Genomic DNA, 23,000 nt, shown 5'->3' on the forward strand with positions numbered 1-23,000 from the left:
GATGTCTCCTCACGCGGCCAGCGCCGCACCATACGCGCGCACGAGGCGCGCAACGCCTTCCCGGATCGCATCGACGTCCGGTGCGGCGAACGACAGGCGCAGCGACGCTGCGTCGACGTTGTCCGCGAAGAACGCCTTGCCGGGTACGAACACGATCTTGTTGGCGATCGCCTGTTGCAGCAGCACGTCCGACGACACCGCGCCGATCCGCGCCCACACGAACATCCCGCCTTCGGGACGATGGAATTCGATCGCATCGCCGAACCCGTCGCGCAGCGCGTCGCACATCGCGTCGCATTTGCGCTGGTATGCGGCCGTGATCCGGGGCAGATGGCGTTCGAGCGCGCCGTCGGCCAGGTATTCGGCGGCGGCGGCCTGCGTCCACGGCGTGCTGCACAAGTCGACCGTCTGCTTCGCGATCACGCAGCGCCGCGCGATCTCGGCCGGCGCGATCGTCCAGCCCACGCGCAGCCCCGGCGCGACGATCTTCGACAGGCTCGCGAAATGCACGATCCAGTCGCGCGCGCCGTCCACTTCGCTGGCCAGCGCGAGCATCGACGGCACGGCTTCGCCCGCGAAACGCAAATCGCCGTACGGATCGTCCTCGATGATCAGGAAACGGTATTGCACCGCGAGACGCAGCAGCTTCAGCCGGCGTTCGCGCGTGAGCGTCGCGCCCGTGGGGTTCGCGAAGGTTGGAACGGTGTAAAGCAGCTTCGGTTGCGCGATCGCGCCGGACGCGAGTTGCTCGGCAAGACGGTCGACGTCGAGCCCTTCACCGTCGACGGGGATCGTCACGATGCGCGCCTGCTGCAGACGCATCGCCTGCAGCGTGGCCGGGTAAGCCGGCTGTTCGGTCAGCACGACGTCGCCGGGCGACACCATCACGCGCAGCAACAGGTCGAGGCCCTGCTGCGAACCGGTCGTGACGAGCAGTTCGGCCGCCGTGCACGCGACGCCGCGACGCGCCATCAGCGCGATCAGTTGCTGCTTCAGTTCGGCGAGGCCGTCGGTCGGGCCGTATTGCAGGCAGCGCACGGGCTGCGCGTACGCACGTTCGGCGGCCGCGTTCAGGCCATCGACGTCGAACAGGTCGCTGGCCGGATAGCCGCCCGCGAAGGAAATCATGCCCGGTTCGGACAGGTACTTGAACAACTCGCGGATCGGCGAGCCGGCGGGATTCTGGAATGAGGGAGTGAACGCGTACATGTCGTCGTGAGCTGGAGGGCGCGGACGGCCGGGATAGCCGTCAAGTGCCTGCCGCTGGGGCGCTTCTGGCGCCACGGCGGTGAATTCGAGCCACGATTGTCGATAGTCATTAAGGGCTCGGCAAACGATATCTATGCACTAGGTCTTGCGGTTTGGTCATTAAATCCCGGGTTTGGGCGTAGTGGGGCTGGGGTGTTGATGCGGGTTCCGGCGGCGGCTTATCGAACGAGTGTTTGATACGGGCGATTGTTTCGCCGAACATGATGCGGCCTCACGGGCCTTGGGGTCGTGGCAGTTGTTTAACGTCGTGGTCGGTGTGGATCGCGGCGTTCGTGGCGATGCCAGGGCGATATCGCCCTGGCGATCAGTCACGTCCGGGAAACGCCTGCAACCCACTCCCTGCAGCCACATCAAGCAGCCCTCACGGGTGTTATAGCGGCGACGGTCCTCGATCGGGATCGTGGCACGACAGCTTTCGCAGCGCCAGCTGGCTATAGTCCGGCTTGATCGTGCTCGCCCGGTCGACGTCGCTGACGTGCAGGTACACGCGGTCGCCCGGCTTGAATCCGAAAATCTTGAAATTGATTTCGATCGCCTTCATTCACGGCAGGTAACAACAGGGTGCCAACGATCCGTGAACCAGTGAACAAACTGACCAAGACGCCAACAGAACAGCATGTTTGGATTCCTGATCAGCTCCAATGCTCCCATCGACATGTTGAGCTTCCGGCTTCTGCTCGGCCTTGCACTCACTGGTCATGCAACACTGGTCTAGCAGCTCTTGAAATGACTGCACATCTCGACGAGCCAATTTCTCAAGCCAACTCGGGTCGAGATTTTTTGGCATTGCCGACACCAGTGAAACGGTCACGGCAATGGCCTAGGTGGCATCGAATCACTTCGGTCACAGATCGACGAGATGCGGCTGGTGTCCGAGCTACAGCCGCATCCTCAGGTAGCTCAGTTCACTTTAGGAAGAGCCGAGCTCGAACGACCGAGACGGAGTGTCAATCCTCCGACATTCCGAACACTTCAAAGATATCTTCCTCGTCTTCACGTGCCCGAGGATCTCCGTTCTGCTCGACAGAAACGAGACTACCCTTTCCGTACATCCGCTGGCCGATCTTCCGGAACTCAACAACTGCGATTACCGGTATCGCTACCGATATTTCATCGTCATAGGCGTGAACTTCACCGTCAACATCAAATCGCAATATTTCCGGCACGCCGTCTTCCGGAGAATGACACCGGCTCGACGTCGCCAGTTGGCCATTAGGGAAGCCGATCGCACGTTTCATTGCATGAATCCGAGCATCATCCGCGTCTTCGAACGTTAGCCGCGCTGCAAGATGCATGCTGGCCATAGCAATCAGCCAAAATGGGGTGACGCCGCTTCGACTCAGAGCTATTTTGACCTCTCGCCAGTGCGCCTCCGTGAGAGGAAGCCCGAGAGCAGCCGCACGGACAAACCCCGCATCAATATCGAAGAGAACGTAACTCGGCCCCCGGTTCAGGGTCTCAAGATCCGCCTTGCGAAGGGAAGCGTAGGTTTGGTGGCCGAGACAAGCAGCGAGAAGCTGATGCACTTGCCCGAGCTTAATTTGGGGTACGTGCTTGGAAAGAAGGGAGTGCGCGACGCAACTCCAGCGAGTGAACTGGTCCATGGTTGTCTCTCAAAGCGCAGCGAACGTTGAGCGTTTAGCGTCCGCCGCCTTGACAACATGCGACGCGGAATGAAGCAATAAGTATTCGTGCCAGTTTAAGCCGCTCAAAACTTGGGCTGGGAGCCCGGGCGAGTCACGCCTGACGCGATTCTGCCATACGCACAAATCAAAAACAAATCGTGTGTATACGACCGATCGGATGTCCGACCGTTTGAAGAGCACAATGTCGAGGACATGGCATGTCTTGAGCGGAAAGGTGGAATACCGTCTGTCGCCGCATCAGCAAACACGAGGCGGCCGTAGCCGCCTCACAACAACCTACCACTCAATCAGCCCGCCACACCCCGATTCGCCTCAATCACCGTCAACGCGGCCATGTTCACAATCCGCCGCACGGTCGCGCTAGAAGTAAGAATGTTCACGGGAGCATTAACGCCCAAGAGGAAAGGCCCCACCGCCACATTGCTCCCCGCCTCGGTCTTGAGCAGGTTATAAGCAATATTCCCCGCATCCACATTCGGACACACCAGCAAATTCGCCGCTCCCTTCAACGGCGACATCGGCAGCAGCTTCGCCCGCAGTCCTTCATCCAGCGCGCAGTCGCCATGCATCTCGCCATCCGCCTCGATATCCGGCGCCTGCTCCCGCACGATCTCCAGCGCCCGGCGCATCTTCACGCCCGAAGCCGCACTCCCTGAACCGAAATTCGACCGCGACAGCAGCGCAACCTTCGGCGTCAAATTCAGCCACTCCATCTGCCGCGCCGCCGCAATCGTGAATTCAGCAATCTGCTCCGCATCGGGGTTGTCGTTGACGTGCGTATCCACCAGCGCGACCGTGCGCTGATCGAGCAGCAGGATGTTCATCGCCGCGTAAGTCGACGCTCCCGGCTTCTTCCCGATCACCTCATCCACGAACCGCAGGTGATTGTGATACTCGCCCACCGTGCCGCAGATCATCCCGTCCGCATCGCCGAGCTGCACCATCATCGCGCCGATCAGCGTCAGGCGGCGACGCATTTCCACGCGCGCCATTTCCTTCGAAATGCCGTCGCGGCACCGCAGTTCCCAATACTTCGTCCAGTACTGCGGAAAGCGCTCGTCGTACTCCGGATTGGTCACTTCGACATCCTGACCAAGTCGCAGGCGCAGGCCGAACCGCTCGATGCGCGCCAGCAGCACCTCCGGACGCCCGACCAGAATCGGACGCGCGAGCTTCTCGTCGACGATCACCTGCACCGCCCGCAGCACCCGCTCGTCTTCGCCTTCGGTGAACACGATCCGCGCCTTGCCGCCGTCACGCACCAGCCGACGCGCGGTCGCGAACAGCGGCTTCATGAACGCACCGGAGTGATAGACGAACTGCTGCAGCTGCTCGACATAGGCGTCGAGATTCGCGAGCGGACGCGTCGCCACGCCGCCCTCCATCGCCGCCTTGGCCACGGCCGGCGCGATACGCACGATCAGGCGCGGATCGAACGGCTTCGGAATCAGGTATTGCGCGCCGAACGACACGTCGTACGCACCGTATGCCGCCGCGACGACTTCGTTCTGCTCTTCCTCGGCCAGCCCCGCGATCGCGTGAACCGCGGCGATCTCCATTTCGCGCGTGATCGTCGTCGCGCCCACATCCAGCGCGCCCCGGAAAATGTACGGGAAGCACAGCACGTTGTTGACCTGGTTCGGGTAGTCCGAGCGGCCCGTCGCGATAACGACGTCGTCGCGCGTCTCGTGTGCCAGTTCAGGGAAGATTTCCGGCGTCGGATTGGCGAGCGCGAGAATCAGCGGACGCGCCGCCATCGCCTTCAGCATCTCCGCCGTGAGGATGCCGCCGACCGACAGCCCCAGAAACACATCCGCACCGCCGATCACTTCGGCGAGCTTGCGCGCATCGGTTTCCTGCGCGAAGCGCGACTTGGCCGGGTCCATCAGCGTGGTACGGCCGCGATAGACGACGCCTTCGATGTCCGTCACCCAGACGTTTTCGACCGGCAGCCCGAGGTCGACCAGCAGGTCCAGGCACGCCAGTGCGGCCGCACCGGCGCCCGACGTCACGACCTTCACCTCCTTGATCGACTTCCCGACGACCTTCAACCCGTTGATGAACGCGGCGGAAACGGTAATGGCCGTGCCATGCTGATCGTCGTGGAAGACGGGAATCTTCATGCGGTCGCGCAGCTTCTGCTCGACCGTGAAGCATTCCGGCGCCTTGATGTCCTCGAGGTTGATCCCGCCGAACGTGGGTTCAAGGCCGGCGATGATGTCGACCAGCTTGTCCGGGTCGGTCTCATTGATCTCGATGTCGAACACGTCGATCCCGGCGAACTTCTTGAACAGCACGGCCTTGCCTTCCATGACCGGCTTCGATGCGAGCGGGCCGATGTTGCCCAGGCCGAGCACCGCGGTGCCGTTCGTGATCACGCCGACCAGGTTGCCGCGGCTCGTGAAGCGGTGCGCCTGCAGCGGATCGGCGGCGATCGACTCGCACACGCTCGCCACGCCGGGCGTATAGGCCAGCGCCAGATCGCGCTGGGTCACCAGCGGCTTGCTCGCCACGACCGAGATTTTCCCGGGGGTCGGAAACTCGTGATAGTCGAACGCGGCCTGCTGCTGTGTCTCTGTCTGTTTCATGTTTTGGGTCCCGGCGTGGGCGCCAGGCCAGTCCCGGCGCGATCCATGAAGCTGATTCTAGGGATCCGCCATAAGGTGATGATTCTGTTTTAATATCGGTCCATCACTTTTTCATGATGAATACATGACTAGTCAATGACTTTTGACGCAAATGACGTGGTCAGACGGCTCGGCGCTCGTCTGAAGATTCGGCATCTGGTGCTGTTGTTGCAGATTCAACAGCACGGGTCGCTGACGCGCGTCGCCGAGCACATGGCCAGCAGCCAGCCGGCCGTGACGAATGCGCTGTCGGAGCTGGAGAGCATGTTCGGCACGCCGCTGTTCGAGCGATCGTCGCGCGGCATGCGGCCCACCGCGCTCGGCGCGGTCGTGCTCGAGCGGGCGAAGGCGATGATCAAGGATCTCGACCACCTCGCCCGCGAAATGGAGGCCGTCGCCGCCGGGCACGCGGCCCATCTGCACATCGGCGTGATTCCGTTCATCTCCGGCCAGATGCTGTCGGCCGCGCTGAAGCGGTTGCAAGCGCGGATGGAGCGACGGCTGACCGTGACGATTCACGAAGGCACCAGCGATCAGCTGCTGCTGCAGCTCAGGGATCACAGCGTCGACATCGTGATCGGGCGCGCGTCGTCGGCGATCGATCTGGGGCAGGTTTCGTTTGAAGTGCTGTACCAGCAGCAGCCGCGCATGATCGCGAGCCGGCGTCTTGCGGCCAAGCTGGCGCGCACGCCGCTCGACTGGCACAAACTGCACGCGCTCGACTGGATTCTCGGCGCGCCGCATACGCCGATGCGCGAACAGGTGACCGACCTGTTCCTGTCGGCCGGCATCGCGCCGCCCGTGCCGATCGTCGAAAGCTACTCGTCGAAACTGATCGGCGAAATGATCGCGTCGAGCGACGAGGCCGTGTCGATCGTGCCGGCCGATATCGCGGAAGAACTGGTGCGGATCGCCGGTGTGGCGATCGTGCCTTACTCGCTCGTGTGGACGCTTCCGCCGATTGCGCTGTTTACGCGCTCCGCCGATTCACGTTCGCCCGCGCGCGATCTGCTCGTCGAGGCGCTGCGCGGCGTGTGCAGAGAGACGTACGGGGAAATGCAGCGATAAGCGGCTATTTGCTCGCGGCAAGGCGGCGCAGGATTTCCGCGCGCTCGGCGGTCAGCACGTGGTCGGAGCCCTCGCCGCGGTCGTAGCGCTTCGCCGTGCGATAGGAAAAGCGTTTCGAGTACTGATTGGCGGCGGGATCGAACACCCACGCGTCGACTTCGAAGAAGTGCTTGCCGAAATGGTCCTCGTCCTTCTCCCAGATATAGTCCGCCCGGACGAACAGCGGATACGGCGACACATCCGGCAACTTCCACATCGCGCGGTCGGCCATCTCCGTCTGGGTGACTTTCGGCATCAGGTTCTCGATCTTGCCGTTCGCGCCGACACGCAGGACGGCCACGCGCTCCAGCATCCCGCTGCCGCCGCCCGAGAACATCCCCGAGAAGAACACCCACGAGCCGCCCGACGCGATCGGCAACCGCTCGGACTTCGGATCCAGGCCGAACTGGTAAAGCCCCCTGGAAGAATGGGGAAGCGGCGCCGGCGGCATCTCGAAGCATGGTGCATGGTCGGGAAGCACGCAGAGCTTCACGCCGGACAGCGGGAGCCCGTCGCTGTCGAGCTTGCCTTCCACCTGCGTATAGCGCGGGAATGCGGATTCGCCAGGGGCTGCCTGAACGTCGGCGATCCCGACGACTGCAAAGCTCAAGATCACCGCGAGCGTCTTGCCGGTCCTGCGCATACACCACCCTCTCTGATTTTTTGAATGACGTGGATTGTCGATGATTCGGCAGGCTTGTGCCGACAATCGTTGCCGGGTTCACTTCGTTTGACGAGACGCCTGCGAGCAACCCGTCGATGATCCGGTCGACAGTCGATCGGCCGGCCTCTCGTACAACGACCAGTCACGGCCGTCCGACTTCAATCCGACGCGGACAAAGCCGAGCGATTCGTAGTAAGCGCAAAGCTTCGTGTTTTCAGCGTCGCAGTCGAGTCTAACGAAACGCCGGTTCGAGCCGCTCACCTCGCGGGCACACCAGTCAAGCACGAAGCTGCCAATCCCCAGCCCGTTGAAACCTTGCCGCACGCATAGCCCATGCACGTACCCGGCGACCGGTGCTTGAGGCCCCCAGTGGTTGTCGTCGTCGAAACCGAGCGCGAACGTTCCGATCAACGTGCCATCCTGTTCGACGACATACACCGCTTTCTCGGCGACATTGTTTCGCACCCACCGCTCGGAGAAGCCGTCGCCCGCGTTGCCCCACACATAATCGCCATGCGCGACCTTCTTGGCGTGTGCATCGTTCCGGATCTGCGTGAGCGCCGGCACGTCGTCTGCCGTGGCCCTGCGGATGACTTTCGAATTCATCGCTCGTCTTTCCGTTGAGTCTTCGCGGCGTGGCACGACAGCCTTCATCTCGCCAAGCCGCATTCGCAATAGCAATCGTGACGCTCTTACGAAGTCGTACCCTGGAACCAACGCGAACACGGGCCAGAATAAATGAGCACAGTCGCAATCGCATTGGCGAAAAAGGACACTTCGATCAGGTTCATCCTGAACGGGAGCGCCACCACAATGAAGGCCAGCGTCGTGACAATCGTGAGTACCAGTTCCAGCGTGCGTGCCAGCTTTTGTCGTTGGCAAAGGCCTATGATCAGGCTGGCGTTCAGGAACAGCCAGAATCCCTGAATCACGGCGATCATGGCAAGGCCCTGACGCATGAGCGTTACCTTTGCCGTGGGCACTTCACCAATTTGACTGATACCCATCTTCTGAAGCCAGACTGCAAATCCGGCCTCGATGAGCCAGACTATCGTGAAGAGCGCGATGGCATGACGGATCTGCGGCGGCGCGTCCGTGTGAAACGCCGGCATAGCCTTCAGTTTGCTGATTGGCATTGTCTTTTCGGGAGGCCGACGGCCGCCCGCCCCGGAATGTATTGGTATCGTCTCCGCCGCTAGCCGGCGCCGCGTAGCACCGAACGCCGACCGAGTGTAGCGCACCCGCTCTCACGGCAATTAAAACCCGACAAAGCGACCATAAATCCCAAAGCAGGCTTCGGCGGCGAACAATAGCGAAACGACGATACAGACAATACGCCAGCCACCGCGCAAACGGGTCGCCGCGAAATACAATCCGGCCGCGCCGACAAAAAGCGTCACTGGCCAGTAGTCGGCGCCGATCAAGATCGCGACGATATAAAAAGGCAAATCGATGGCGATGTCACTCATCCCGGTCGGCCCCCGTGCGCGCCTGACGCATGCGTTTGATCGTGCTTTCGAACACATCCGTCCGCCACCGACGGATCACCCCTCCGCCTGATGACAAACCACCTCGATATTGTGCCCATCCGGCCCGATGACGAACGCCGCGTAGTAGTTCGCGTGATAATGCGGCCGCAGCCCCGGCGCGCCGTTGTCCTTCCCGCCCGCCTCCAGCGCCGCGCGATGGAACGCATCGACTTGCTGCCGATTGTCGGCTACGAACGCGATGTGGAGATGCGCCGGTTTCTCGGCCGTCTGGAACAGACACAACGAAGGCTTGCCGGGCGGACTGATCTCGATCCCGTATGAAGGCTCGCCCTCACCCACCGTCACTGCACCGATCGGTGCGAGTGCCTTGAGGAAAAACGCCTTGCTGGCGGCAAAGTCGCTGACTCCGAATTTGACGTGGTCAAACATGAGATCCCCTCGGATAGACGGGCTGGCCTGCACCCGGGTGTGATGTCGAGACCACCGCGATGGTGCCACACACAGCCGGCGACCGTACACCTTCCGCTCACCAACAAAAAAAGCCCGACAGCGTCGGGCCAACGAGCGAGACACAAGGAGAATCCCGCTCACCCCTCACCGGGCGGTCACGCCGCGCCGCGTGACGTTGTCGAGATTCGGGCGATACCTGACGATCGCATGTCGATCGCCCTGCTTGCCTGAAAGGATTCGGAGAAACCGTGCTACTGCGAAACGGGCGCAGCGGCTGATCCGTCAGCCGGCATTTGAGGAAGAGGTACGGCCGCCCCGCTGTTCGATCCGCCACTCGTTGCGCCCGCAGCATTCGTGCTGCCCGTTTGCCCGCGACGGCCCCGGTGCGCGCCACGCACGACCGCAGGCTCACTCGCCGCGACCGGCCGCATCGGCGGATGGGTGATGTACTGGAAATTCTCGTTGATCGCGCTATTGCCCGTGTCGTACGGCGGGTGCACAAACACACTGCTGGTAACGGGCGCACTGGCTTGGGCGAACGCTGCCGGAACGATGAACATCGCGGCGGCAGCCGCCGCTACTCGCAACGCGACGAAGCGCGCGAGCGAACCGGCATCCCGGGCAGTCGGGTGTACTGTCACGCTAGTTTTCCTCCAATGCGCGTCCGGCTGGCGATCATTCGACCGCCGACGACACCCGCTCGAAAAAGTTGGCCCACGCTGAAAAGCGCGGGCCGAGCGGAGGTCACACAACACCTTGGGGGGGACAAGGCGAGACCAGTCTAGCCGGAGTCATCGGAAAGAAGATTTCATGCGGGATTACAGCTATTACTTCATATGACGAAGCCTCGGCTGGCGTCGTCGGCACCAGGCTGCAACACGTCGTTCGGACGCCCGCGTTACCGTGCGACCGGCTTCCGAATCGTCGAAGGTATGCAGCGCATCGCCGGGTTTGTTATCGTCCAATGGCGTGATGCCCCAACCCTCCACACCCACATCGAAGAAGGCGGCTCAATGATCGACCACGTCTACCTCTCCGTCACCGACATCGACAAGTCGCTGGCCTTCTATGCCGAAGCCTTGAAACCGCTCGGCTGGCACATCTTCGGCAACTACGATTCCGCGTCAGGCCCCGAAGGCGTCCCCGATCTTTACGGCCTGGGCGACGACGTGTACGGCAAGGGCAACGCGGTCGGATCAAGCATCTGGCTCCGCCAGCGCAAGCCCGGTGAAACGGGGCTGTATCTCGGGATCGTCTGCGACACCAACGAACTGGTCGACGCAGCCTATGCAGCCGCCATCAGGGCCGGCGGCATCGACGAGGGGAAACCGGCGGATCGCACCTATTTCGCACCAGGCTACTACGCGGCCAACGTCGCCGACTTCGACGGCAATCGCCTCGAGTTCGTCCACAAGGCATGGAACCCGAAGCGGCACGCATAGCGCCAACGAGCGCGGGCTCAGGTCAGTGCGCGCCACCCAGATGCTGCGTGAACCATTCCGCCGCCGCCCGACTGGTTGCGTCGAAGTGCTCGATATACGGCGTGAAATGGCCGCCTGTGATCTGGAGCAACCGCTTCGGTTGCAGCGCGTTTTCCCACGCCTTGAGGCAAAGGTCGGTCGGCGTCAGCACGTCCTGGTCGGCGACGATCATCAGCAGCGGAGTCGGCGAGATCCGGTCGATGTACTGACCCGGTTCGTTCTCGCGCGATAGCTCTGCACTGCGTAACGTCACTTCATTTCGCCAGTTCGGCGCAAACTGCGCGGCCGATTCGGTGAAGAACCGGTACGCATCCGCGCCGGCCATCGCACAGGCGGCCGAGGGGTCGGCACTGACGGTCGGCAACATGGCCGGCGGGCCACCCGCGAAGCGCTGCCGGCGATCGTCGTCGAAGCGCGCCAGCATCGCGGGTACGAGATCGGACCGCGTGCGGCGCAAGCCCGACTGATACCCGCTGATCGTCGGCACCTGCGACACCACGCATTTCACGCGCCGGTCGATGGCGGCCACTTCGAGCACGTGGCCGCCGCTGTAACTGGTGCCCCAGATGCCGATGCGTTCGGCGTCGACATCGGCGCGCGTCAGCAGATAGCTGATCGCATCGCGATAGCCACGCTTCTGTTGCACGGGATCGATTTCCTGACGAGGAACTCCGTCGCTTGCGCCGAAGTTCTTGTGATCGTAGAGCAGCACGGCAAAGCCGTTGGCGGCGAACACCTCCGCGTAGCGGTCCAGATACTGCTCCTTCACGGCCGAAAAGCCGTGCGCCATCACGATGGCGGGCCATGCTTCCCCGTCGGCGCTGCGCTGCGACGGCGCGTAGAACCAGCCTCGCAGCGTCGTGGATTCGGACGGGAATTCGATGTCGTGTCGCGTCATGTCGGGTTGCCTCATTCGGTCGGCGGGTTCGATGACCAACACGATAAGTGCAACACGCCCAGTCCCGCGTGTTCCGGAAAGACGTTTGCTACGCGGAATCGGACAGTTTCGCGTAAGCGCTCGGCGTTGTGCCGGTGAAGCGGCGAAACACGGTCGAGAATGCGCTCGTCGTTTCGTAGCCCAGATCGGCCGCGACGGCGATCACCGAGCAACCCGATGCCAGCAACGGGCGCGCGGCGGAAATCCGGGCCTGCTGTCGCCACTGGCTGAACGACAAACCGGTTTCCGCGGTGAACAGCCGGGCCAATGTTCGACTGGACGCACCGACTTCACCGGCCCACTCCGTCAGCGTGCGCTGATCGGCCGGATTCGACAGAATCGCATCGCAGACGCGTGCAAGCCGCCGATCCTGGCCGGACGGAAGTCGCAACGGCTGCTCCGGAGACCATTCGATTTCAGCGAGCATGAGCTGGATGACGAGATCGTCGCGGCCGGCAGGATGCGCGTCGATCGGAAGGGACGACGCGCGCACGATCAGCTCACGCAGCAGCGGTGAAACGTTGACCAGTCGCGGTTGATTCGGGTAGGCCGACGGGTACGCACGCGGGTCGACATATGCAGTTCGCATTTCGAGCTGCCCATGTGCGCGCATCGCATGCGAAAGGTCAGGCGGAATCCAGAGCGCGCGATGAGGCGGGATCATCCACATCGACTGGCACGCGAAGACTTCGGCAATGCCTGTGGTCGTGTAGACGAGTTGTGCGCGCGGATGCTGGTGCTCCGCGACGACGAAGCCGTCGGGAAACGCTTTCGGCATGACCGCCGCGATACCCGGCGCGCTCTGGTAGTCGCGCGGGTCGGTGCTCTTCTGAACGGAGGCGATGCCGGCGCGCTTCGGGTTGGTTGTCGCGTTGCGCTTGATCGCGCTATCGTGGCCGCTCCGTTCGCCCTTCATCGCTCGTCCTTTCACCTGTGCGGGATGGCCGGGTCATGCGATCCCGGCGAATCGGACGAATGATACGGGAATGCCTGCTGCGCTCCGACGAATAATGTCCCGATCGCGCGCTTCAGGTCGGAATGCGAGTGCCCGCTCGGACACCTGCATTCCACCCTCCCGACGCTCATGGAAAGCGCGTCGTTTATCGACTGCCTGCGAAAGAACGCGTCAAAGAATCCGGTTCAACGCATCCGAGAACCGCTTCACCGCGCCATCGACATCATGCAGCTTGTCGAGACCGAACAACCCGAGCCGGAACGTCTTGAAGTCCTCTGGCTCGTCGCATTGCAGCGGAACCCCCGCCGCAATCTGCAACCCGACATCCGCAAACTTCTTCCCGGTTCGAATCCCGTCATCGTCCGTGTAGCTGACCACGACACCCGGCGCCTCGAACCCTGCCGCCGCCACGCTCCTGAACCCTTTCTCGGCCAGCAACGCACGAATGCGTTCGCCAAGCTCGAGCTGCTCGGCCTTCACCTTGTCGAAGCCGTATGCCTCGGTTTCCTTCATCACGTCGCGCAGCGTCGTGAGGCTGTCGGTAGGCATTGTCGCGTGATACGCAAACCCGCCGCCCTCGTACGCCTCCATGATCTGCAGCCACTTGCGCAGGTCGCATGCGAAGCTGGTGCTGGTCGTCGAATCGATGCGTTCGCGCGCAAGCGGGCTCAACATGACCATCGCGCAACACGGCGACGCGCTCCAGCCCTTCTGCGGCGCGCTGATCAGGATATCGACACCACTCACCTGCATGTCGACCCAGACCGTACCCGACGCAATGCAATCCAGCACGAACATCCCGCCCACCGCATGGACGGCGTCGGCCACCGCGCGCAGGTATCCGTCAGGCAGCATCATCCCGGAAGCCGTTTCGACGTGCGGCGCAAACACCAGATCGGGCTTGCTCTCGCGGATCGCGGCGACCACTTCGTCGATCGGCGCCGGCGCGTACGCGGCCTGGCGGCCCGCTTCGACCGGACGCGCCTTCAGCACCGTCGTTTCGGACGGAATGCTACCCATGTCGAAAATCTGCGACCAGCGGAAGCTGAACCAGCCGTTGCGGATTACGAGGCACTTCTTGTTCGTCGCGAACTGCCGTGCCACGGCTTCCATGCCGAACGTCCCGCTGCCCGGGACGATCACGGCCGATTTCGCGTTGTAGACTTTTTTCAGCGTGGCGGAAATGTCGCGCATGACACCTTGAAAACGCTGCGACATGTGGTTGACCGAGCGATCGGTGTACACCACCGAATATTCGAGGAGACCCTCGCGGTCAACATCGGGAAGTAAACCTGGCATGCTCGCCTCCGGTGAAAGATGAACGATGGAATCAGGGCGCGCAGCGCCTGCGACTCGATACTGCTCTGCACCAATGCAATTGCGTCATTTCCTCGACGAATGCAGATTCTAACGAACGCCGCCGGCCGATTGGGGCATATTTTGTCCGCATTCCGGTTCGATGCGCGTCAATGCCGGCGCGTGCCGCGCACGTAGCCCTGTTCCGTGTAAGGGTTAACGACGCATGCGGCGGGCAGCCCATAACATGTCGACCAGACTCTTCACGACGGAATCCTCGATGACCTCCTCTTCAGCTTCGTCACTGCAGTCGTCAACCGATCCCGCGCTCGCCGAGCGCATCGATGCGGTGCTGTCCCGCCAGCTCGACACGCAACGCCTCGTCGGCGCGGTGGTCCTGGTCTCACGCGACGGCGAACTCGTCTACCGCCGCGCAGCCGGGTTCGCGGACCGCGAATCACGCACGCCGATGCGCGAGGACACGCTGTTCCGCCTCGCGTCGGTGACGAAGCCGATCGTCTCGGCGGCCGCGATGGTGCTCGTCGCGCAACGCAAGCTGTCGCTCGACGACGACGCGACGCGCTGGCTGCCGGAGTTCCGTCCCGCGCTGTCCGACGGCCGCGTGCCGGCGATCACGGTGCGTCAGTTGCTCGTGCATACCGCCGGCCTCGACTATCGTTACCACGAAACCGACGAGAACGGCCCCTATGCGCGCGCGGGCGTGTCCGACGGGCTGGACGGCGCATCGATCACGCTCGCCGAAAACCTGCGCCGGATCGCAAGCGTGCCGCTGCTGTTCGCGCCCGGCACCAACTTCAACTATTCGCTGTCGATCGACGTCATCGGCGCGGTGATCGAAGCCGTCTGCGGCGTGCCGCTCGCCGACGCGATCGATGCGCTCGTGCTCCACCCGCTCGGTGTGCGCGATACGGCTTTCGTCGCACGCGATCCCGCACGACTCGCCACGCCCTACGTCAACGACACGCCGCGGCCGCACCGGCTCGCCGAGAACGAAGCCGTACCCATCGACGAAGGGACCGTCGGCGTCACATACTCGCAGTCGCGCGCACTCAACGCGCAGGCGTTCCCATCGGGTGGCGCCGGAATGGTCGGTACGGCCGGCGACGTGCTGACGGTGCTCGACACGCTGCGCGCGGGCGGCGGCGCGATCCTGCCAGCCGACCTGGTCGACGAGATGGGCCGCGTACAGACCGGCGACTTCGAATTGGCGGATCTGCCCGGCGCGGGTTTCGGGATCGGGTTTTCGGTATTGCACGACCCGCAGGCGGCCGCATCGCCGGAATCCGTCGGCACATGGCGCTGGGGTGGCGTCTACGGTCATTCGTGGTTCGTCGATCGCGCACGCGGGCTGACCGTCGTGTCGCTGACGAACACGCTCTACGAAGGGATGAACGGCCAGTACACGCTCGATCTGCGCGATGCCGTCTACGGCGTGGGATAACGCGCGAAACAAAAAAAGGCCCGACAAGCGTCGGGCCAATGGGTTTGAGACACAAGGAGAATCCCGCCCACCCCACTTCCGGGCGGTTACGCCGCGCTACACGACGTTCTTTTCGACGATCGGCCGGTTTTCCAGCACGCGCGCCCAGCCGAGCGACGACAGGTCGAGCGTGTCGTAACGCCCGCCCAGAATGAGTTCGCTGACGCCCCGCCCCGTCGCCGGCCCCTGCTGCAGCCCGTGGCCGCTGTAGCCGTTCGCGAACACGACGTTGTCGAGTTCGGGGTGGTAACCGATGATCGCGTTGTGATCGAACACGTTGTACTCGTAGTATCCGGACCAGCAATTCTGGACTCGCAGCGCCTCGAATTCCGGCACGCGATTCGCGAGCGTCGGCCAGATCACCTCGTCGAACAGGTCGTGGTCGACTTCGTCGAGCGGCAGGTCGTCCGGATCGCGATCGGGGCTCGGTGACGTGCCGCAGATATACGTGCGCCCTTCCGGCCGGAAATACACGCCGCTCGGATCGATCAGCAACGGACAATCGGTGAGCTTCGCCGGCGACGACACGTTGAAGATGCTGCGGCGCCGCGCAAACACCGGAATATCGATGCCCATCATCGACGACAGCGTGCGCGTCCACGCACCGGCTGCGTTGACGAGCGTGTCGCACGCGTAACGCTCGCCGTCGCCCGTCACGACATGCGTGATCCGGCGGCCGTCGCGCACGACGTCCTTCACATCGGCCGGCACGTAGCGGGCACCGAGCGCCTGCGCCTTCTTGCGCAGCGCCTGCACGAGCCCGTAGCCGTCGAACCAGCCTTCGCCGCTCACGCCGTACGCACCCGACACGAGATCGTCGACATTCAGCCACGGAAACTTCGCGCGCAGCGCATCGCCGTCCATCAGCCGGATATCGGCGCCGAGGCTCGTCTGCAGCGCATGATTCTCGCGCAGCGTCGCATCGCCGGCCGGCGTCGCGAGGAACAGGTAACCGCCTTCGTGCAGATCGATCGACGGCCGGTTGCCGTCCACTTCGAGCCGCTCGCCGATCGTGCGCAGGAAGTCGATGCCGAACAGCGACATCTCGATCGACAGCGGCGTCGAGAACTGCTGGCGAATCGACGCGGCCGACAGCGCCGACGACGATCTTGCATAGGTGGGGTCGCGTTCGATGACGGTCACGGCGACCGTGGGATCGGTGGCGCGCAGGAAATAAGCGATCGAACTGCCGATCACACCACCGCCGACGATGACGACTTGAGAACTCACGACTGACTCCGGTTGCACGTAAAAGGCGCGGCCTGCCGACCGCGCCCGTGGGTTGTTCGTGCCGCGTCGTGCGCGGCGTCGCGTGGGCAGACTGCCCCGGCGATCGCTTCGGCTATTTCAGCACGTCCCGCATCGCCGCGAAAGTCTGCTCGCGCGGATTGCGTTCAGTCCGCCGATTTCGTCGTGACGGGCTGCCACGCGGCGTTCTTCACTTCATACAGCGTCGAGCTCGGGTTCTTCAGGTCGCCCGTGTTCGTGAACGCGATCGTGCCCGTGATGCCGTCGTAGCGCGTGCCCTTCAGCGCGCCGTTGAAATCGGCCGGCTTGGTCGAGTTCGCTTTCTGCATCGCATTGATCGCGATCCACGTCGCGTCGTAGGCGAACGGCGCATACGCGAGCATGTCGACGCCGTACTTCTGCTTGAATTTCGTTTCGAACTGCTTGCCCTTCGCAAGACGCGACAGCGGCTGCCCGTATTCCCACACCGATGCGCCTTCGGCCGCACCGCCGGCGAGCTTGATGAAGTTCGCGTTCATCACGCCGCCGCCCGCGAGAAACTGCGCGCGGATGCCGAGCTGGCGCATGCGCTTCACGAGCATCGCGGCCTGCGCGTCGAGGCCGCCGAAGAACACGAGATCGGCGTTGGTGCTCTTGATCTTCGTGAGCTGCGCGCTGAAGTCGACGGCCTTGTCGTTCGTGAATTCGCGCGCGACGATCGTGCCGCCGTTCGCCTTCACGGCCTTCTCGAATTCGTCGGCTTCACCCTGGCCGAACGCGGTGCGGTCGTCGATGATCGCGATGCGCTTCGCCTTCGTCACGCTCGCGGCATACGTACCGGCGTTGCCCGCGTTCTGCGTATCGGTCGCGATCACGCGGTACACGGTGCCGAGCCCGGCGCGCGTGATGTCGGGATTGGTCGCCGACGGCGTGATCATCGGAATGCCGGCCTTCGCGTAGATCTTCGACGCGGGCAGCGTCGTGCCCGAATTGAAGTGGCCGATCACGACGGCCACCTGCGCGTCGGCGAGTTGCTGCGCGGCCTGCACGCCGGTGCGCGGATCGCTCTGGTCGTCCTGCGACGCGATCACGAACTTCACCGGCTTGCCGCCGACCGTCGTGTGCGCGGCATTCGCTTCGTCGACCGCCATGCGCACGCCGTTCTCGATGTCCTTGCCGTAGGCGGCGCCGCCACCCGTCAGCGGGCCGGCCACGCCGACCTTCACGACCGTTTCCTGCGCGTGGGCCGCGCCCGTCTGGAACGCGAGGAGCGCGGCGGCCAATGCAACGCCGGAAAGCGAACGAATGCGGAACGTCATGGCAATCCTTCTTCTGTGGGTCGGGGTGCAACGCGCGCTTGCCGCGCGTCGGCGACCTCTTGCGCGCCGGTGATGTCTTGCGCTGCCGGGGCGCAATTTGATGCGCCCGACCGGCCGGCCGATCACCGCGATTCCGTCTCCGAAGAACCTTTCATCGCGAAAGAGGTGAATGGATTGTGGATAGCCAATACCCGTGCAGCAAACGAAATATCGGAACTATGTTGTGAGGATTTGTCATCAAGTTCCGCGTGCGTGGCCGACCCGCGGCCGCGCAGCGGCGGGCCGTGGGTGGAAAACTTCAATGGGGAATGGCGGTAGCGCCCTTGGGTAAAGGCCGGCCGTGGTCATGCCGATCGCGCATCACCGTACCGGCGGCGGCCCGGCCGGCCATCGCGACGCCCGCGACGGGCGCCGCGTCATCGGTCAGTGCCGATCGGCGCCCGTGTGCTTGCGCACCGCATCGGCTGCCTCGCCGGCCTTTTCCTGGATCTTGCCGGCCTGCTGCTCGGCGATGCCTTCCGCTTCCGTCCTGCGGTCGCCCGTCACCTTGCCGAGCGCTTCCTTGACCGAACCCTTGACCTGCTTGAGCTTGCCTTCGATGCGATTCCTGTCCATGGTCGTCTCCTGCGATGGATGGGGAGAGCCGGCGATGTAACGGCCTGCGCCGCACCGCCGAGTGGACAGGATCGCAAGCGAACGCAGCGCGCGGCAGATGCGGATGCACCAGTGTGCGTGGTGCATTCGTACCGTCGGCGTCAGTCCTTGCCTTTCGGGCCGCCCTTGTCGCCGCGCGCGCCGTTCGCTTCGGCCGCGCCGACGATCCCGCGCTCGCGCGCCCACACGATCGCCTCGCCGCGGCTATGGACGTCGAGCTTCGCGTAGATCGTCGCGACGTGATTGCGCACGGTGTTCGGCGCGAGCCCAAGGCGACCGGCGATCTCCTTGTCGGCGAGACCGTGGCACAGCAGGTCGAACACGTCGCGCTCGCGCGCGGTCAGGTCCGACAGCTGCGCGCCGGCGTCGGGCGCATTCGCGCGCCGCACGTTCGCGAGCTTCTCGATCAGCGTGCGGCTGAACCACGACGCATCCTGCATCGCGGTCTCGATCGCATAAACGAGTTCCATCTCGGTGCGCTTGCGATCGCTGATGTCGAGCAGCGCGACGAGCAGGCAGTCGCGGCCGTGAATCGCGACCGGATCGGCCGACACGACGCAATCGCGCACATCGCCCTCACGCGTGCGAATCTGCACATCGGCGTTGCGTACGTTGCCGTCGCGCGCAAGGCGGCCTTCGACGCGCTGCCACGCGCCGCGCTCGGCCCACAGCCCGATTTCATCCGCGGACTTGCCGAGCAGGTCGTCCTGCGCATGGCCCGTCATCGCGGCGAATGCGCCGTTCACGTCGAGCAATTCGAAGCGGTCGGCCGTGACGATCGCGGTCGCGACCGGCGCCATCCGGAATGCCGTCGCGAAGCGTTCCTCGCTCTGCTTGAGCGCGCGCTCGGCCTGCTTGCGCGGCTCGAGATCCATGAACGTGAACAGCATGCATGCCTCGTCGTTCATGTCGATCGGCTGCCCGGCGACGACCACCGCCTTCGTGCCGCCATCCGCGAGTTTCAGCACGGCTTCCATCTGCGGGATCGTCGCGCCTTCGCCGAGCCGCTCGATCGCGAGCTCGCGCCGCTCGGCCTGTTCGAGCACGTCGACTTCGTACACCGAGCGGCCCAGCACGTCGTCGCGCGCGTGGCCCGTCATGTCGAGAAAGCCCTGGTTGACCTTCACGTAGCGCAAGTCGTCGAGCCGGCAGATCACGGCCGGCGCCGGGTTCGCGTTGAAGGTGCGCTCGAAGCGCTCCTCGGCGCTCGCCCATTCGGTCGCGTCGTGCAGCACGAGCGCGAGGCAGTCGGGTTCGCCGGCCGCGTTCGTCAGCACGAGGCTGCGGATGCGGTGAACCCAGCTCACGGTTTCATCGGCGGCCGACTCGACTTCGACCGTCACGTCGCTGAACTCTTCGCCGGCGATCACGCGATCCATCGGATAGTGGCCGTCGCGCACCGGATGGTTGTTCCGGTAGCGCAGCCGGAAGCGCTCGCGGTATTCGGTCACGGTCGCACCGAGCGCCTTCAGTTCGGTCACGCCGTGCATCGCGAGCGCGGCCTCGTTCGCCCACACGATCCGCTGGTCGGGCTCGACCAGGATCACGCCCTCGGTGAGGCCCGCGATGATCTGGTGCAGCTGGCGGCGGTCGGTATGCGACTTGAGCGCCTGTTCGTTTACCTGTTCGTTCATCGAATGGTTCCGCTGGGTCGACACGCGCCGGCCGGCGCGTGGGGCGATGATCGCTTGCCGCGCATCGGCACGACAGGCGCGAATGCACTAGCCGTCATAGTACATTCGCACGGCGCGCCACCATCGTGCGGCATCCCGCCGACCCGGAAGCATCCGCTGCGCCCGCTTGCCCCGCTTTGCGGTCGGCGAGCACCTCTCCCTCCTTCTTCGCCCCCCGTGCAAACGCACTAGCCGATCAGGTGAATTTGCGCGATGTCCGCTCGCGTTCGCTTCGGTACGCTGGTCCTGCATCGGCGCGCATGCGCTGCCTTCCCAACCGCAGAGGAGAAGCACGATGAAGCTGCATCAGACACCCGATCCGACGCGGCCCGAACCGCCTCCGGACAGTCCGCCAGAACCGCCGCCCGGCACCGATCCGCCGGTGCCGCTGCCACCCGACGTGCCGCGCCCCGACATGCCGCCGCGCGAGCCCGGCTACGACACGCCGATCGTCCGGTAACGCACGGAACGATCCTTGCTCGACGATCAGTCCACTCACCACGCCAATCGAAGGAGAACATCAATGAACAAGATCTCGCACCTTTCGACGCTGCTCGCCGTCAGCGCAGCTTTCCTGCTCGGCGCCGCGCCGCTCACGAACGCGGTTGCACAGGACGCGTCTGCCGACAACGGCATGAAGACGGAATCGAACCAGCCCGTCACCGACACGTGGATCACGACCAAGGTGAAAAGCCAGCTGGCCGCCACCGATGGCATGAAGAGTGTCGACATCAGCGTGAAGACGGTCGACGGCGTCGTCACGCTCACGGGCGTGCTGCCGACGAAGATCGCCGTGAAGAAGGCAATCGCCGTGTCGCGCGCCGTGAAGGGCGTGAAGCACGTCGACGCATCCGGCCTGAAGGCGAAGGCCTGACCTCCCGGCGCGGCGCGCCGCCGCGCCGTTTTATCCCTGCACGACAAGGAGCACACGATGAACGAGGACAAGATCAAGGGCCAGTGGAAGCAGCTCACCGGCAAGCTGAAGGCCAAGTGGGGCAAGCTGACCGACGACGATCTCGCGGTCGCCGAAGGCAATCGCGACTATCTGGCCGGGAAGATCCAGGAACGTTACGGGATCGCCCGCGACGCGGCCGAGAAGCAGTTGAAGGAATTCGATCGCGAGCTGTAACGCAACCGGCCATCTCCCCCCGCCGCGACGCTGCCGGCGTCGCGGCCATCAGGATCACGACATGGGCAAATACCTGATCGCCTGGCTGCTCGGCGTGCCGTTCGGGCTGCTGGTGCTGTTCTATCTGATCACGCACGTCTTCTGAGCGCACGGCACGCGCCCGCGGCCTTCGCGGCCCCCTCGCCTTCACGACTACGCAATCGACCGCGACACGGCGTTCCGCTGCATCGCGGCCGCCCAACGCAAATCGGGCAGGACGCTTGCACGCCCTGCCCGATCCGCTCACTCATGCTTCAGGGACGCGCGTCACGCGCAGCCCCCGGTTCGTTACTTCGCCGCGTTCGCCGTCATCTTGAAGATGCCTTGCGCGTTGCCCGCATCGAAACGCAGGTCGGTCACCCAGCGGCGCGCGCCCTGGTCGAACGTGCGCTTGCGCGTGATGAACTCGTAGAACGAACCCGGCACGTTGCGCTTCACCGTGCCGCCGTCGCGCGTGCGGAACTCGCGCTCGACGGTGTCGGCACGATACGCGGTCTGGAACACGCGGCCCGAGCGCGAGCGCTCGACTTCCGGCTTCATCGGCCGCCCCTTCGCCTTCTCGTCGTCGGACAGCTTGAACACGTCGGCAACGCGATCGGTCGCATGATTGAACGCGTTGCCTTCGGTCGAGATCCACGCCATTTCCGCCGATTCCATCAGCAGCGTTTCGTAGTCGAGTTCGTTCGGCAAGTCGTGCTGGCGCGCGAACGCACCGACGATTTCCGGCAGCAGCGCCTGCGCGGCTTCCAGCGACAGCCAGCCCTCGCGCTCGACTTCCCACAGCAGCGCGACGGCCGCCGGAGACAGCGGATCGCGCGACGAACTGACGACGTTCGTCACGGCCTGCTGGAATTCCTTCGAGAAACGTTCCGGATGCAGTTCGCTGACGAAGAACTGCGCGATTTCGTCCGGTGCGTCTTCATGCGCATACGCGCGGCCCGTCATGCCGAGCTTGTCGAGCGGGTAGCGGCCGTTCAGGCGGAAGCCGAGCGGACGCAGGATGCGCGTGAACGCGGCTTCTCCCGGCGGCAGCGCGCCCGTGTGCGGCCAGCGCACCGTGCGCAGCGCACCGTGGTCGAAATAAACCGAGCCGCCGCTTTCGATCGCTTCGGCCGTGTACGCCCGCCCGTTCGCCGAACGCTCGAGCAGCCCTTCGAACAGCGCCATGTTCATCGCCTGCGCGATTTCCGCGCGCGTCACGACGCCGTCTTCCCATTCTTCGAGGATGGCCGGCATGTTCAGGGTCGAGAACAGGGCGTCGGTCTTCGCCTGTCCCAGCAGCTTCGTCAGCAAGCTCTCGATATTCGGATTGCGCATCAGGATTCTCGTCTCGGGGGACCGCCGGCAAACGTGCCGGCAACTCGTTGGCCGGCCGCCCAGCGGGCGCCTGGCCTTGCATGGGAAGCATTATTCAAAGGGTTGCAGCCGGGCGTAAAGCGAGATTAAATTGACATGTGATGAGTTTTTGGAATTATTAGCCATTCCTCGCCCGCCTTCCGCCCCCGCGCGGCGCGGCCCTGTTCGTCAGACGAATCG

Annotated in this window: 23 protein-coding genes; 6 read left to right on the forward strand and 17 right to left on the reverse strand. The window is 64.0% G+C overall.

Going from position 1 to position 23,000, the window contains the following annotated elements:
- Positions 1–9: 9 nt before the first annotated feature.
- The 4 genes from U5809_RS17910 to U5809_RS17925 form a co-directional block, all read right to left on the reverse strand.
- Positions 10–1,209, reverse strand: a complete 1,200-nt coding sequence (locus U5809_RS17910; protein ID WP_322087525.1) for a PLP-dependent aminotransferase family protein — start codon at positions 1,207–1,209, stop codon at positions 10–12.
- 430 nt (positions 1,210–1,639) lie between these two features.
- Positions 1,640–1,810, reverse strand: a complete 171-nt coding sequence (locus tag U5809_RS17915) for a hypothetical protein (protein WP_322087526.1) — start codon at positions 1,808–1,810, stop codon at positions 1,640–1,642.
- 406 nt (positions 1,811–2,216) lie between these two features.
- Positions 2,217–2,873, reverse strand: a complete 657-nt coding sequence (locus U5809_RS17920) for a hypothetical protein (protein ID WP_322087527.1) — start codon at positions 2,871–2,873, stop codon at positions 2,217–2,219.
- A gap of 329 nt (positions 2,874–3,202) precedes the next feature.
- Positions 3,203–5,503, reverse strand: a complete 2,301-nt coding sequence (locus U5809_RS17925) for an NADP-dependent malic enzyme (RefSeq protein ID WP_322087528.1) — start codon at positions 5,501–5,503, stop codon at positions 3,203–3,205.
- A 135-nt stretch (positions 5,504–5,638) separates the two neighbouring features.
- On the opposite strand from U5809_RS17925, the gene U5809_RS17930 reads away from it, so the two are divergent.
- Positions 5,639–6,610 (forward strand): LysR substrate-binding domain-containing protein, encoded by a 972-nt coding sequence (locus tag U5809_RS17930; RefSeq protein ID WP_322087529.1) that lies wholly within the window; start codon positions 5,639–5,641, stop codon positions 6,608–6,610.
- Between the two features lie 4 nt (positions 6,611–6,614).
- Here the strand turns inward: U5809_RS17930 and U5809_RS17935 are convergent, their stop codons facing one another.
- The 5 genes from U5809_RS17935 to U5809_RS17955 all read right to left on the reverse strand — a co-directional run bounded on the left by U5809_RS17935 (position 6,615) and on the right by U5809_RS17955 (position 9,232).
- A complete protein-coding gene (locus tag U5809_RS17935) occupies positions 6,615–7,292 on the reverse strand; it encodes a hypothetical protein (protein WP_322087530.1) in 678 nt (225 codons plus the stop codon).
- A gap of 78 nt (positions 7,293–7,370) precedes the next feature.
- A complete protein-coding gene (locus U5809_RS17940; RefSeq protein ID WP_322087531.1) occupies positions 7,371–7,919 on the reverse strand; it encodes a GNAT family N-acetyltransferase in 549 nt (182 codons plus the stop codon).
- 86 nt (positions 7,920–8,005) lie between these two features.
- Positions 8,006–8,449: a hypothetical protein gene (locus U5809_RS17945; RefSeq protein WP_322087532.1), complete on the reverse strand. Its 444-nt coding sequence runs from the start codon at positions 8,447–8,449 to the stop codon at positions 8,006–8,008.
- A 120-nt stretch (positions 8,450–8,569) separates the two neighbouring features.
- Positions 8,570–8,782 carry a hypothetical protein gene (locus tag U5809_RS17950; RefSeq protein WP_322087533.1) on the reverse strand — a complete coding sequence of 71 codons (213 nt, stop codon included), beginning with the start codon at positions 8,780–8,782 and terminating at the stop codon, positions 8,570–8,572.
- Positions 8,783–8,857: 75 nt separating this feature from the next.
- Positions 8,858–9,232, reverse strand: coding sequence for a VOC family protein (locus U5809_RS17955; RefSeq protein WP_282507783.1), 375 nt, complete (start codon positions 9,230–9,232; stop codon positions 8,858–8,860).
- A gap of 953 nt (positions 9,233–10,185) precedes the next feature.
- Here U5809_RS17955 and U5809_RS17960 point away from each other — a divergent pair.
- Entirely contained in the window at positions 10,186–10,695 is a 510-nt protein-coding gene (locus U5809_RS17960; protein WP_322087534.1) for a VOC family protein, read from the forward strand.
- A 22-nt stretch (positions 10,696–10,717) separates the two neighbouring features.
- On the opposite strand, the gene U5809_RS17965 is transcribed toward U5809_RS17960, so the two are convergent.
- The 3 genes from U5809_RS17965 to U5809_RS17975 form a co-directional block, all read right to left on the reverse strand.
- Positions 10,718–11,632, reverse strand: coding sequence for an alpha/beta hydrolase (locus tag U5809_RS17965; protein ID WP_322087535.1), 915 nt, complete (start codon positions 11,630–11,632; stop codon positions 10,718–10,720).
- Positions 11,633–11,720: 88 nt separating this feature from the next.
- The gene (locus U5809_RS17970) at positions 11,721–12,587 is read right to left on the reverse strand and encodes a helix-turn-helix transcriptional regulator (RefSeq protein ID WP_322087536.1); all 867 of its coding nucleotides are present in this window, start codon (positions 12,585–12,587) and stop codon (positions 11,721–11,723) included.
- Between the two features lie 210 nt (positions 12,588–12,797).
- Positions 12,798–13,925 (reverse strand): aminotransferase class V-fold PLP-dependent enzyme, encoded by a 1,128-nt coding sequence (locus tag U5809_RS17975; protein WP_322087537.1) that lies wholly within the window; start codon positions 13,923–13,925, stop codon positions 12,798–12,800.
- Positions 13,926–14,202: 277 nt separating this feature from the next.
- Between U5809_RS17975 and U5809_RS17980 the strand changes: the two genes are divergently transcribed.
- Complete coding sequence (locus tag U5809_RS17980) at positions 14,203–15,384, forward strand: serine hydrolase domain-containing protein (protein WP_322087538.1); 1,182 nt, start codon at positions 14,203–14,205, stop codon at positions 15,382–15,384.
- Between the two features lie 96 nt (positions 15,385–15,480).
- On the opposite strand, the gene U5809_RS17985 is transcribed toward U5809_RS17980, so the two are convergent.
- From U5809_RS17985 to U5809_RS18000, 4 genes are all read right to left on the reverse strand, one after another.
- A complete protein-coding gene (locus U5809_RS17985; protein WP_322087539.1) occupies positions 15,481–16,653 on the reverse strand; it encodes an FAD-binding oxidoreductase in 1,173 nt (390 codons plus the stop codon).
- Between the two features lie 164 nt (positions 16,654–16,817).
- Positions 16,818–17,969: a branched-chain amino acid ABC transporter substrate-binding protein gene (locus U5809_RS17990; protein ID WP_322087540.1), complete on the reverse strand. Its 1,152-nt coding sequence runs from the start codon at positions 17,967–17,969 to the stop codon at positions 16,818–16,820.
- A gap of 423 nt (positions 17,970–18,392) precedes the next feature.
- Positions 18,393–18,584, reverse strand: a complete 192-nt coding sequence (locus U5809_RS17995; protein WP_322087541.1) for a CsbD family protein — start codon at positions 18,582–18,584, stop codon at positions 18,393–18,395.
- A gap of 140 nt (positions 18,585–18,724) precedes the next feature.
- Positions 18,725–20,257 carry a helix-turn-helix transcriptional regulator gene (locus U5809_RS18000; RefSeq protein WP_322087542.1) on the reverse strand — a complete coding sequence of 511 codons (1,533 nt, stop codon included), beginning with the start codon at positions 20,255–20,257 and terminating at the stop codon, positions 18,725–18,727.
- A 334-nt stretch (positions 20,258–20,591) separates the two neighbouring features.
- Here U5809_RS18000 and U5809_RS18005 point away from each other — a divergent pair, with 334 nt between their 5' ends.
- The 3 genes from U5809_RS18005 to U5809_RS18015 all read left to right on the forward strand — a co-directional run bounded on the left by U5809_RS18005 (position 20,592) and on the right by U5809_RS18015 (position 21,425).
- Positions 20,592–20,756 carry a hypothetical protein gene (locus U5809_RS18005; protein WP_322087543.1) on the forward strand — a complete coding sequence of 55 codons (165 nt, stop codon included), beginning with the start codon at positions 20,592–20,594 and terminating at the stop codon, positions 20,754–20,756.
- Between the two features lie 63 nt (positions 20,757–20,819).
- Positions 20,820–21,170 carry a BON domain-containing protein gene (locus U5809_RS18010; protein ID WP_322087544.1) on the forward strand — a complete coding sequence of 117 codons (351 nt, stop codon included), beginning with the start codon at positions 20,820–20,822 and terminating at the stop codon, positions 21,168–21,170.
- Between the two features lie 57 nt (positions 21,171–21,227).
- Positions 21,228–21,425 (forward strand): CsbD family protein, encoded by a 198-nt coding sequence (locus U5809_RS18015; RefSeq protein ID WP_048251752.1) that lies wholly within the window; start codon positions 21,228–21,230, stop codon positions 21,423–21,425.
- A 327-nt stretch (positions 21,426–21,752) separates the two neighbouring features.
- Here the strand turns inward: U5809_RS18015 and U5809_RS18020 are convergent, their stop codons facing one another.
- Positions 21,753–22,781, reverse strand: coding sequence for a DUF1338 domain-containing protein (locus U5809_RS18020; protein ID WP_322087545.1), 1,029 nt, complete (start codon positions 22,779–22,781; stop codon positions 21,753–21,755).
- Positions 22,782–23,000 lie beyond the last annotated feature (219 nt).

This window comes from Burkholderia sp. BCC1999 (assembly GCF_905339975.1).
Classification (GTDB): domain Bacteria; phylum Pseudomonadota; class Gammaproteobacteria; order Burkholderiales; family Burkholderiaceae; genus Burkholderia.